General features: G+C 58.6%; 12 protein-coding genes. 10 read left to right on the top strand and 2 right to left on the bottom strand.

Annotated features, from left to right (window positions below):
* Positions 1-50: 50 nt before the first annotated feature.
* Positions 51-923, bottom strand: a complete 873-nt coding sequence (locus JNN07_17045) for a trypsin-like peptidase domain-containing protein (GenBank protein MBL9169450.1) — start codon at positions 921-923, stop codon at positions 51-53.
* A gap of 501 nt (positions 924-1,424) precedes the next feature.
* Between JNN07_17045 and JNN07_17040 the strand changes: the two genes are divergently transcribed.
* From JNN07_17040 to JNN07_16995, 10 genes are all read left to right on the top strand, one after another.
* A complete protein-coding gene (locus JNN07_17040) occupies positions 1,425-1,631 on the top strand; it encodes a hypothetical protein (protein MBL9169449.1) in 207 nt (68 codons plus the stop codon).
* A gap of 95 nt (positions 1,632-1,726) precedes the next feature.
* On the top strand, positions 1,727-2,458 hold the full coding sequence (locus JNN07_17035) for a HAMP domain-containing histidine kinase (protein ID MBL9169448.1): 732 nt from the start codon (positions 1,727-1,729) through the stop codon (positions 2,456-2,458).
* Positions 2,459-3,017: 559 nt separating this feature from the next.
* On the top strand, positions 3,018-3,833 hold the full coding sequence (locus tag JNN07_17030) for a nitroreductase family protein (protein ID MBL9169447.1): 816 nt from the start codon (positions 3,018-3,020) through the stop codon (positions 3,831-3,833).
* Positions 3,834-3,835: 2 nt separating this feature from the next.
* A complete protein-coding gene (locus tag JNN07_17025) occupies positions 3,836-4,351 on the top strand; it encodes a pyridoxamine 5'-phosphate oxidase family protein (GenBank protein MBL9169446.1) in 516 nt (171 codons plus the stop codon).
* Positions 4,338-4,634 carry a hypothetical protein gene (locus tag JNN07_17020; protein MBL9169445.1) on the top strand — a complete coding sequence of 99 codons (297 nt, stop codon included), beginning with the start codon at positions 4,338-4,340 and terminating at the stop codon, positions 4,632-4,634. Before JNN07_17025 ends, JNN07_17020 begins: the two co-directional genes overlap by 14 nt.
* A 24-nt stretch (positions 4,635-4,658) precedes the next feature.
* Positions 4,659-5,132 carry a hypothetical protein gene (locus JNN07_17015; protein MBL9169444.1) on the top strand — a complete coding sequence of 158 codons (474 nt, stop codon included), beginning with the start codon at positions 4,659-4,661 and terminating at the stop codon, positions 5,130-5,132.
* A 9-nt stretch (positions 5,133-5,141) separates the two neighbouring features.
* The gene (locus JNN07_17010; protein MBL9169443.1) at positions 5,142-5,348 is read left to right on the top strand and encodes a dodecin domain-containing protein; all 207 of its coding nucleotides are present in this window, start codon (positions 5,142-5,144) and stop codon (positions 5,346-5,348) included.
* 86 nt (positions 5,349-5,434) lie between these two features.
* Complete coding sequence (locus JNN07_17005) at positions 5,435-6,499, top strand: PAS domain-containing protein (protein ID MBL9169442.1); 1,065 nt, start codon at positions 5,435-5,437, stop codon at positions 6,497-6,499.
* On the top strand, positions 6,481-7,125 hold the full coding sequence (locus JNN07_17000; GenBank protein ID MBL9169441.1) for a response regulator transcription factor: 645 nt from the start codon (positions 6,481-6,483) through the stop codon (positions 7,123-7,125). The genes JNN07_17005 and JNN07_17000 overlap by 19 nt, the downstream gene beginning before the upstream one ends.
* Before the next feature lie 144 nt (positions 7,126-7,269).
* Positions 7,270-7,758, top strand: coding sequence for a hypothetical protein (locus JNN07_16995; protein ID MBL9169440.1), 489 nt, complete (start codon positions 7,270-7,272; stop codon positions 7,756-7,758).
* A gap of 94 nt (positions 7,759-7,852) precedes the next feature.
* On the opposite strand, the gene JNN07_16990 is transcribed toward JNN07_16995, so the two are convergent.
* Positions 7,853-11,527, bottom strand: a complete 3,675-nt coding sequence (locus JNN07_16990; protein ID MBL9169439.1) for a hypothetical protein — start codon at positions 11,525-11,527, stop codon at positions 7,853-7,855.
* Between the last annotated feature and the right edge of the window lie 148 nt (positions 11,528-11,675).

Below are 11,675 nucleotides of genomic sequence, written 5' to 3'. Positions count from 1 at the left end.
AAAACGGACACCGAAAAAGGAAGGCGCGGTAGGGGGAAGCGGGTCGAAGCCTAGCGCCAAGACCCAGGAGGCACGGTGAACGTGAAGGTGTTTTCCTGGCCGTTGGTTCTGATCCCAACAGTGATCCGCTGGCCCACCAGGCGCTCCATCAAAGTTGCAAACTGACCAAAACCCCCGACTCTGGTGTCACTAGAAGTCTTCACCACAGGGAGGTCGCTGTGCAGTTGTCGTGCGGGTGTGGGTAATGCGGCGCGCTGCGACGGATCGTTCAATGTCACCACCGCGGCTTGAGGATTGAGCCGACGAAGTTCCAGACAAGGAACGACAAAACTAACATTTTGCGCGTCGGATTTGGTCCAGGAGACGATGCCTGCTACCCGCCCGCGCTCATTTAACAGCGGCCCGCCGCTGTTCCCAGGTGAGATGGGGCACGAAACCTGATATTGCGCAAACCCATCCACGGTGCGGAGCTGGCTGACCAAGCCGTCTGAAATGCTGAATCCCAGCCCTTTCGGTGCGCCGATCACATAAGCCCGGCTGGCCACCGGCATCAGGCTCAGATCGACCGTGGCCCGGCGTCCGCGCAACGGGCGTGCAAGCTTGACCAACACCAGATCGCGCTGCCAGTCGCGATCGAGGTATCCCACGACCGGTACACGGGTGCCGTCTGCGAAACAAGCTGACACCACCCGGGCATCGGAAACGACATGCCAAGCGGTAATGGCTATATCGTCCGCCAAGGCCATCACCGCGCTGCCAATAAACCTCTCATCCACCTGATTCTCGACTTCCAGAGTCATGACGGAAGGCAGGACACGCTGGTAAATTCGCTTGGGGTTGGTCTCCGCTCCTGCGTCGTCGGGGTAAACGAGCAGTGCCAGCATCAGGGCGATCTGAAAAACTGATCTAGGATGAGTGGGCATTCCAGCGGTGAGCCCGGTGACACGCGAGACGATTCAATTTCGCTACGCACCACCAACGAGCTCGATGCGGGCCGGAAGCCCAAATCATGCCAGCCCGCTCCCGATTCGAACGCTTGAATCGGAAACTCTTGAGAGCCAGTAGAGAACGATGACACCCATTCCTGAAGGTTGTCCGGGCAAGGGCTCACTGGCGGCAAAAAGCTGTCAGCAAACTGGATCAGAACGATCGACGAAGGAAAAAATGCGCAGCTCGTGTCGCGCAGCTGGAGCGTGCAAATTGCAACACATGACTAGGTCAGAACGGAGCCGCGCGCCTTCAGGCTGCGAGCGTGTCGCGGATACCTTGAGCCGAAGAGAAGCACCGCTAGCCAGCAAACGCCTCCAATTTCGGTGGTTTGGACAACGGTCGGATCCTTCGCGCGCCGTGGTGAGTCGTCTGGCACGGGAAGCGCTGAAGGAGGGTGTCGATCAAAACCGAAACGATCAAAGCCAATACCACTCATGAAAACTAGTTCCCTACTCCTCTCGAGCCTGCTCTTCGTCGCCGTGGCCGGCTGCCGCCCGGCCTCTCCTCCCATTCCTGAAGCAACGTCGACGACCAACACGGTGACGCCGCCAACCACGCAACCGGGGACTCCCACCAACGCCCCGAGCCAGATTCCCACGACAGGAGAACCTGCCAAACCGAACCAACAGAATTCTCAATAGGGACGAGGAGGTATCCCTCGCCGACCGGCTTCCCGTGAAAGCCGAGGTGTTGACTCAAGGGGGGAAACTCGTTAGGAAAGCTCGGCAAAGGACATATGCCCCAACAACCCCCATTCAACCCGGAGCTGGCCGCGAACAGAAACGCGGGGGCCTCGATCGGTGGGGGAACTTCGGCGGAGGCTCCCGTGCTTTATCCGCTTAAGGACGTTTCTTTGATGGTGAAGACCTACAGTCACGATCTCAGGAACACTTTGAATGGGATGGATCTGGATTTAACGCTGCTGAGCGAGGCCAATTCAGAGCCGATTGTGCTGGAAGCCATCAAGAGACTGCAGTCCACGGCCACGGAAATTGGGCGTCAGGTGCAGGGGCTGATGTCCAAGTTTGCACTGGAAAGCCCATCGCAGATTCCAGTCATCCAGATCGTGGAACGTTGGAAGATGGACGGCGCGCTGCTGGACATCACTCCTGAGGTTCACTGGATCATCGAACCTGAGGATGAAGTGATTTATGGGGAGGCGAGTTTAATTCGGAACCTCCTATGGGAGATGCTGCAACTGGCCCAGCGGATCTGCCCTCGAAAGCTGCTGAAGCTGACGTGCACCTGCCGTGGGGGCAAGGCAGTGTTCGAAATTCTCGTCCCAGAAGCGCCCGCCGAACCCAGACGGGTTCAGTTGCAGCAGGCTTATTGGCAGGCCCTCCGGCGACTCGCCGAGCGTGGGGTCGGCCGCTTGGACCCGCCGCAGATTGAAGAGAACCAACCTCTCAGCCTTCGCCTCGTCGCCGCCACGCGGCCAATGGCAGATCCTGCGTCGCTTCGCTCCTAGCTCCGGTTGGGCCGTTCACTGGCATGCCTCTAGCTAGAGGAAATCTGCATCGACCCGTATGAACTTAAACCGTGGAAGCTCCCCTACGCAGAATGTATCGCCGTTGAACCTGTCGGCGAGCCGAGACATCCGAGGTTGTTCGGCTCGCACCATCGCGTCCCTGCTTTGCAGTGAGACCAGCCGGCAGCGCAGGAGGAACAACCCGTCCATCCGCTCGAGCCAATCTCTCCCATCATTCCCACCACCGGTCCCGCCCGCCGACGCCTCCTGGCGATCTCGCTAAACCAAAGGTAACGAGTTGGGACAACACATCCGCCTCCGTTGCTACAACGGCGGCGGATTGCGTTTGTGAAGCCACGAAAGACGGCAAGCAGTGGGATCGTTGCAAAGCGCTGCCTTAACAAGGCGCATTGCAAGCTCAACAAGCACCATCTGTCCGAGCTTTCCCTGCTAAGATCCTTAAAACCCCGCCTTCTAGGGTGGAACGAGGCCAGATGCGGATCTGGCATCCTCCAAGCTATAGCTCCTGTGTGATCCTGACCCACCAAGAGCCGAACACATGACAAACCCCTTTACCAATCCATCGATCACGGCCCCGAGAAGGGGTGCGAAGCCCACGCCGTCACCGGAACACCTGGTGGAAGGGTCTCTCTCCGCGCCGGGAGGTCGGCCTCTGAAGGACTTGGCAGACATCGTCATGAACCGACGGGCCACCAGCCACTTTACCAATGAAGCGGTGCCAGCCGAAGTCCTCGACTTCATATTACGGGTCGGCGCGCAGGCTCCCTCGGGTTACAACCTCCAACCCTGGAGATTCATCGTAGTACGGACGGAAGGCGGACGAAAGCGTCTTCGGAAGGCCTCGATGAACCAGGAGAAGATCACCGAAGCGCCCCTTGTTATCATCGCCATCGGAATGAAAAGCGAGCCACTGGCGATGGCCGAGGAGATTCTGGCGGAGGGAGCGCGGCGGGGGGCCGGTTCACCTGAGGAGGTGGAGAAGACGGCAGTCCAGGCGCGCAAGTTCCTCTCCGAGTTTCCACTGGAGGTATGGGTGAACCGCCACACGATGATTGCCGTTACCTACCTCATGCTGGCTGCAGAAGCCTGTGGTTACGACACCGCTCCGATGGAAGGATTCGATCCCGCGGGGATCAAACGGGGGTTCGGCGTGCCGGAGGAGGGCGAGATCGTGGCGCTACTGGCCATCGGACGCATGAAGGAACCTGACAAGGCTTATCCGGGGCGGCTGCCGCTGGACCGGATCTTTTTCCGCGAGTCCTACGGTCTGCCATGGCATGAGGGCTTCTCCTCCGAGGCCGGTGAAGAGAAGGCAAAGGGCCCATCTGCACCTCACAACCTGAACGAATTCTGACTATGAAACTCAGCTCCATTCCTAATTTTAGGGAAATGTTAGCGGACTATTCGGTTGCGGTCCTGGTAACCCACCGGGCAGGAAACGGCACACCGTTTAGATCCAGGCCCATGGCCATCGCCCGCGTGGACGAGAATTGCGACCTCTGGTTCATCACCAGTGAAGAATCCGCCAAAGTCCATGAGATTGAGGCTGACACGCGCGTGCATGTCATCTGCCAGGACGGCCATTCAAACTGCTTGACCATCTCGGGGCGGGCGTCGTTGAGCCACGATCGCAACACCATCCAACGCCTGTGGAAACCGACCTTCAAACCCTGGTTTCCCGAAGGTGAGAACGATCCCGCCATCGTATTGATTCACGTGCTCGGTGAGCATGGAGAATTTTGGGACAGTCAGGGCTTGAACGGAATCAAGGACGCGTTTCAAGCGGTCAAAGCGGCCATCACGGGAACCACTCCCCAAGTGGAGGAGGGCCAGCAACATGGCGAAGTGGACCTACGCTATGAAGGACGATAATGACATCTTGCGCGACGCCATATCCGGCCTATTCGATATTCAAGCCGAACCCGATAAGGTCGTCGTGACCGCTCCCACCTCGCTGTGCAATGACTTTTACCGCTACATGGAAGAACACCATGCCGAGAGTCGGAAAGTCATGTGCCGCCCGCTCCTGGAAATCGGACAGGAGATCCACTTTGGAAACTGTTCAACCGACCAGGTCGTGGAGTGGGTCCATGAGTTCGCCGACCAACTTGACACAGCCGCGGTTTCGGAATGTTATCGCGCGATCTATCCGTAAAACCTCCCTATCTCTGCCACTCTTATGAGCCCTCCAGTCTCCCCCGAATGGACCAGCATCGGCACTTTCAACCGTCTTGCTGATGCGGAAGAACTCCAGTCCCACCTGCAGTCTGAAGGCGTTGCTGCCCGCGTCTACGACGAACGATCCCTGCAAAAGTTCTGGTTCTGGGTGCATCCCAAGGCTGGCATCCACGTTCAAGTGGATAAGACCCAGGTGGAGACGGCTGAAAAGCTGTTTCAAGCGAAGGAGACTCTCTGGATGCGCGCGGTGCGGTGTCCCGAGTGCGGTTCTTCGCGGGTCCAATACCCCGCGGTGACGCGTAAAAACATGCTGCCGGCGATCCTGGATCACGTGTTCACTTTGGTTGGGCTCTTTCCCGCCGCGTATTACTGTGAAAGCTGCCAATTTACCTGGAATCGACCTCACCGCGATTCCATTAAGGACCTCAAGTCACCCGACTCACCGCTTCCCTCGAAAGGAATCCAGTCCAATTAAGGAGTCACTATGTCATCTGTTGTTAAAGTCATCGAGTTGATCGCCGAATCCGACACGAGCTGGGAGGAGGCGGCCCGAGTCGCGGTAGAAACCGCCGGGCGGACCATCCATGGTATACGCAGTCTCTATGTGAATGATTTACAGGCGGTGGTCCGCGAGGGAAAAATCGAGCGATTCCGCCTCAACGCGAAGATCTCGTTCGAAGTCGATCCCTGATCGTTCCGCCTTTCATTGTGGGCTGCCATCATCATACCTCCCAGGATCACGAGAGCCCGAGCCTCGGCGTGAGTCCGTGCTATGAGATGATAGCTCGGGCGACGGCGGACCTTCTCTTTGAGTGGGACCTCCAATCGCACCGGCTTTGGTGGGGTGGCGGATTGACGGGAAGGTTCGGCGACCTCCAGGACTGCGTGGAGATCGGGCGGGAAGCCTGGCTGCAGCGGATTCACCCTGAGGATCGCGAACGTGTACTCCGCGGTGTCGATGCCTTGGTCGGCCAAAGCGCCACTGCTTGGTCGGACGAGTTTAGGGTGCTTTGTCCGGATGGAAAGACTGCCTTCGTTCTTGGCCGCGGCCTGGTCTCAAGAGATCAGTTCCAACGCCCACTAAAACTCACGGGAGGGATGTGCGATATCAGCGCTCGGCGGGAGTGCGAGCAAAGTCTGGATCAATCTCGGCGTCAGCTCCGGGCGCTCTCCTCACGCTCCCAAAACCTCCGCGAAGAAGACCGGCGCAGGATATCGCGCGATCTTCACGATACCCTCGGCCAGATATTGACCGGGCTCAAAATGGACCTGGGCTGGATTGAGAAAAACATCGCCGCCAACACCGATACGAATCCGGCCCTGTTGGAGAAATTGATGGAAACTGAGGACATCGTGGATTCCGCCATCACCGAGGTCCAGCGCATCGCCACGGACTATCGCCCTGATGTTCTGGATAATCTGGGGCTCGCCAGCGCCATCAAGTGTGAGCTTGAGTTGCTGCAACAACGCAGCGGGATGCAGTGCCACCTGGAGATGGAGGAAGGGCTGCCGGAGCCCTCGCCCGGAATTTCTATCGGGTTGTTTCGAATTCTTCAGGAGGCGCTGACGAATGTGGTGCGCCATGCCCGGGCGGGGCAAGTCATGGTCAAGCTACGGAGGAATCAAGCACGGTTGGAGATGGAGGTGCTCGACAACGGCGTGGGTATCGATCCGACGGTGCTCATCCGACCGGGAGCCCTTGGCCTTCTGGGGATGAAGGAGCATGCCACTCTGCTGGGAGGCGAGTTGGAGCTCAAGCCTGGCGAATCCCAGGGTACCAAGTTGATCGTATTGGTTCCGTTCCACGAACCCACAACGTCGATATGGGACCTTCCCAGTTAAAGATTTTAATTGCCGATGACCACGAAGTCGTGCGCAGAGGCCTCGAACTCATCCTTTCGGATGAGTTTCAACCGCTTTTGGTGGGAGAGGCGAGCAATGACCTGGAAACACTCTCCGCCGCGCGGCGGGAAAGTTGGGACATCATCCTGCTCGACATCAACATGCCCACCCGAGGTGGACTGGACATCCTCCCGGAACTACGGAGCATCGCACCGAGCACGCCCGTCCTGATCCTGAGTGTTTTTCCTGAGCGAGACTATGCGATTCGAGCTTTCAAACTGGGTGCGGCTGGATATCTCACGAAACAAAGTGCGTCCGACGAATTGCTCCTGGGTATCCGAAAGGCGCTCTCCGGCGGCCGCTATGTCTCCTCTTCCCTAGCCGAAAAGCTTGCTCTCAGCCTGTCAGGCGAAAACCCCATCGCTCCACACGAGCGGCTATCCAACCGTGAGCTGCAAGTATTGCGTCTGATCACGACTGGTAAGACCGTGAAAGAGATCGCCGCCGACATGTGCTTAAGTGACAAGACCATCAGCACCTATCGGGCTCGCATTGCCCAAAAGATGCGCATAGGAACCAATGTCGAGCTGACCCGTTACGCAATTGAACATCACTTGGTCGAGTGACGCACTCTCCCGCCCTGTGAATCCGCGAATCCCGGCGAAGTCACTTGTAGGGACATCACCCTACAAGTGACTTCCCTGCACCCTACATAAAATGGAGGCAATCCCGCTCTGGCGAGGGACACCGACGTCCTTGATGCTAGGAGCATGTATAACCATGCTCCTTTCGTTTATTTCGGGCGCTGGCTTTGGGTGATGACCTTCCTACTGCTTTGGGGAGGGAGCGGCTCAGCAGACACCTTCACCATCGCGTGGGAACCTCCGGCCACCGGCAGCGTCGTTGCCTACAAAATCTATAATGCCCGCTCGAGCGGTGAGCCCTTCATCCATGTGGCGACGACCGACACGACTTACGCCCGCCGCTACCACCCCGGATCCGCACAGGGACAGCTTTACTACGTCACGGCCCTCGATGCCGAAGGGATGGAGAGTCTGCCCTCGAATATCATCGAGATCGGAAAAACCTTGGGTATCCGAGTGGAGCCGGATTTGCTGATTTTTCAGTGGAACGACGAGCACTATGAGCTCGAAACCGCCCCGACGCCAGAGGGGCCTTGGACTCTCCACACCACGGGCAGCCCGGCCTTTAGCGACACCTCGCAAGGAATGCAATTCTTTCGGCTGCGCGATCGTTGAGCCTGGGACGAGGACTTAAACAGGTACAAAAGGGAGAGGCCGGACTGAAGCCCGGCCTCTCTTGAGGGGAGGAACTAAAAGAGGAGCGGCTAACTTATGGAGCGCCGCGTGTACGGAAAAAGCGGTTACCAGGACCGATGGGGATCACTGCCGGACTGGTGGCATTGGGAACGTCAGTATAGGGTCCCTCCACCTTATCCGACGACTGCAACACCCCGGTATAAGTGAGTCGGATATCCGTTCCCACTCGCTCAATACTGAGGATGCGGAGAGCGGTCGCTGCACTGATCTGAATGTCGTCGATCCAATGATTTGCATTGGCTCCGCCCGTTCTTGCACCCCAGGCGTACCGTCCGCCCGTCAGCCCCTGGAAGCCCGGAATAGTGACATTGTAGATGACGACTTGGCCGTCATACACAACGTCAACCGATCCGTCCGGCTCCACCCGAATCAGGACCGACACATACTCGCCTGCCGTGTCCAGAAGCGATGCTGGAACTTTCCGAGACTCCACCAAGGTGCTATTGAAGCGGACATCGACCGCCGGTGCTTCTCCGGCACCATTGTCGTAGGTGTCGAAACTCACGACCAGCCCGCTCCCCGCGCCGTCCTCGCCGAATGTTCCATCCGCCAGATCCGAGGCCCAAACAAAGCTAAATCCGTCAGCCGGCGGACTCGTGCCTTCGCCCACCCTGGCTTTAAAGGCTACAGTTAGGGTATCGATGTTCATTCCTGGGTTAAGGTCGTTCACGATGAAACTACCGACCTGGTCGTTGACTGCTGAGGTGAGCTTAAGAACGCCGCTGTCGTCCACCCCTTCGTTGGCTGATACGGCAGCGGTGCCGAACACGGCGGAGTCAGAAGGAACCGCTCCATCGTTAAAACCGATCTCGATGGCGCCCGGAGGAAGGCTCAGCTCGAAAACGGTGATGGTTGCGACCATACTCGTAAGCACGTTGGCTGAGTTCGTCACAACAACTCGGAACTGCGTGCCCGAATCCGTCAGCATCAGCGGAGCGGTGGTCAGAGAAGGACCAGTCGCGGCGGGAACGCTCAGGAAACCCGGCTCACCTGGCCCTCGGCGTTGCCATTGGAAGGACGCCTGACCAGGGTCATTGACCTCGACGGTCAACGTGGCCGTTTGTCCGTTCAGAACCGCCAGGTCGGATGGTTGGCGGGTGATAAGCAAGGGGCCCACATAACTTTCCGTGTCCACCGCAATGTCATCAACCCACTGGTTTTCATTGAGCCCGCCCGTGCGCGCTGCGAAAGCGAAGCTGGCTCCGCTCAAGCCCGTGAAGTTGGTCAACGGAACATTATAAAAGACCACGTTGGTTTCATAAACTACGGTCACCGTCCCATTCGGATTCAACCGAACCAGCACGTCAGCGAACTCATCCCCGGTGCGAATGAAGTCCACGCTTACCATTTTAGAGGCGATTAAGCCGCCCTGCCATCGCAGATCGATGGAAGGTCCCTCAGCCGCGCCGTTGTCATAGATGTCGAAGCCAACGCTGAGCCCGGTCCCCCCCCCATTCTCGGGCTCCCCCGGGAGCGCCGCTGGGAAGTCGCTGGCCCAATTGAAACTAAAGCCGTCGGCAGGAGGTTCGCTACCTCCTCCCACCCGCATGCGAAAGGCGGCGGTGAAGCTGCCCACCGCCTGGCTGGGCGCAGCGTTAGAAATCACGAAAGCGCCGTTCTGCCCGTTCACGGCATCGGTCAGATGTAACACTCCCGAGTCCCCCACCCCGCCGGTGGCCGTGACCACGGCAGTTCCCAGAACGGTTGTTCCGGCAGGAACCGCGCCGTCATTGAAATTGAAGTCGATCTCGGCGGTAGTCGGGCGGGTAACCGTCACCACGTCCAGACTCACCGCTTCGCTCGACACTGTATTCGCAGGCCCCGTAACCACCACGCGATACAGGGCACCTTGATCTCCGCCGGTGGTCGCGGAAGTTGTAAATGATGATCCCGTTGCCGCGGCAATGTTGCTGAACGTGGCCTCCCCTGGACCACGCCGCTGCCATTGGAACGTAGATCTCGAAGGATCATTGACTAAAACGTCGAAGCTTGCGGCCTGACCGACCAGGACTACCGCATTCGTGGGTTGGCGAGTGATGGCCGTCGGTCCGGTGAACAAGGTCGTGGCAATCGATATGGTATCGAGGTAATGGGCCTGGTTGGCACCGCCGGTGCGAGCAGCGAAACCAAATCGAGCTCCCGCCAGGGCGCTGAATCCAGGAATCTGGACCCCTGAGTGCAACAACATGCCATCATACGCTACGTCTACCAATCCGTTGGGCCGCACTCGAATAAGGACGTCAGCAAAGCGCTCCAGCGAAAGCTCTTGGATAGTGAGCTTGCGGGACGCGAGCACCGTGCCTCCAAATTTCACATCCACTGCCGGCGCCTCTCCCCCGCCACTGTCGTAGGCATCAAACGAGACGGTCAATCCGGTGCCGGCACCCTCCTCGGCCGTCGCCAAAGTGGCGTTCGGAAGATCGCTGGCCCAGTTGAAGCTAAATCCATCGGCAGGAGGTGTGGAACCGGGTCCAAGCTGGAGTTGGAAGCGGACGTCCAGGCTGTCTACCGCCTGGCCACCGTTGATGTCTTCAATCGTGAAAGCGCCGTTCTGATCGTTGGCAGCCTCGGTGAGATGCACAAAGCCGTCGGGTCCAACGGCAGCTGTCCCGAAGACGGCCGTGCCGGACGGCACCGCACCATCTCCGAAGTCCAGTGTTAGATTCGCTACCGGAGGAGGGATGTCGACTACCGAAACCGTGGCAGCCCGCGTGGTCACCTCTGTCAACCCGGTCACAGTGAGTCGATATTGGGTGCCAGCGTCCGCCACCGAGAGCGGAGCCGTGACTAAAATCGCCTCATTGGCTCCAGCGATCGCCGTGAAACCAGCGTCGGTCGGCCCCTTTCTAAACCACTGATAGTTTAGCGAGGGATCCGAACTGTTAACGGCAACCCGAAGGGTCGCCGCGGCATTCGCCAGAACGGTCACATCAGCAGGCTCCTGGGTCACTGCCACCTGAAGATCGCCAGTCGTCGTCGCAATGGTGAGATCATCCACCCACTGGTTCTCATTCAAGCCGCCCGTCCGCGCCCCAAACCCAAACTTGGCGGCTACCATGGGCGCGAAGTTCGGGATGAACACATTGGAATAAACCTGAGTTCCGTTGTAGGTCAGGTCAAATGTGCCGTCCGGGTCGACTTTGATCATCACATCCACAAAACCGGCGCCGGTTCTGAGCAGATCCAGAGGAACTACCAGATGACGAAACTCGACCCCGTTCCAGCGAAGATCGATTGCGGGTGCCTCACCTCCGGCGTTGTCGTAAATATCGAATGCCACCACCAGTCCGGTGGTGGTGGGGCCTTCCTCGCTCCACGCGGCGGCTGGCAAATCAGAGCCGACACTGAAGCTAAATCCATCGGCCGGCGTTGCCGTTCCGCCGCCGACCCGCATTTTGAAATCGGCCGTGAACGAATTGAGGCCGCCCGCGCTGCCCGGATCGAGATCGTCCACCACAAAGGATCCGGTCTGACTGTTCACCGCCTGGGTGAGTTTCAACACGCCACCGCCGTCGACGCCGCCGGCGGAGTCGACGATGGTGCTGCCATAGACGGCGCTACCTGCAGGGACCGTTGCGTCGTTGAAGTCGGCCGTGAAGGTGCCGGCGGAGAGCGATGCGCCGGTGAGGGCGCATAGCCCAGCGAAGATCGCGCCCCGCCTAAAGCCTATTTGGTAGTTCATATTCATCGGATAAGTCTTGGTTCAGTAATGTCGATGCTCCCCGCACTGGCCAAGCAACACACGTAGGCTTGATGAACGAATCAATCTAGTCGGAGTCCGGGCTACCAAATACGCGACGACGTCCATTCTGGTTCGCTCCATGCAGGGGTGGCAG

The organism is Verrucomicrobiales bacterium (assembly GCA_016793885.1).
Taxonomy (GTDB): domain Bacteria; phylum Verrucomicrobiota; class Verrucomicrobiia; order Limisphaerales; family UBA11320; genus UBA11320.
Note: the sequence above shows the minus strand (reverse complement) of the source record. Positions and strands in the feature narration are given on the sequence as shown.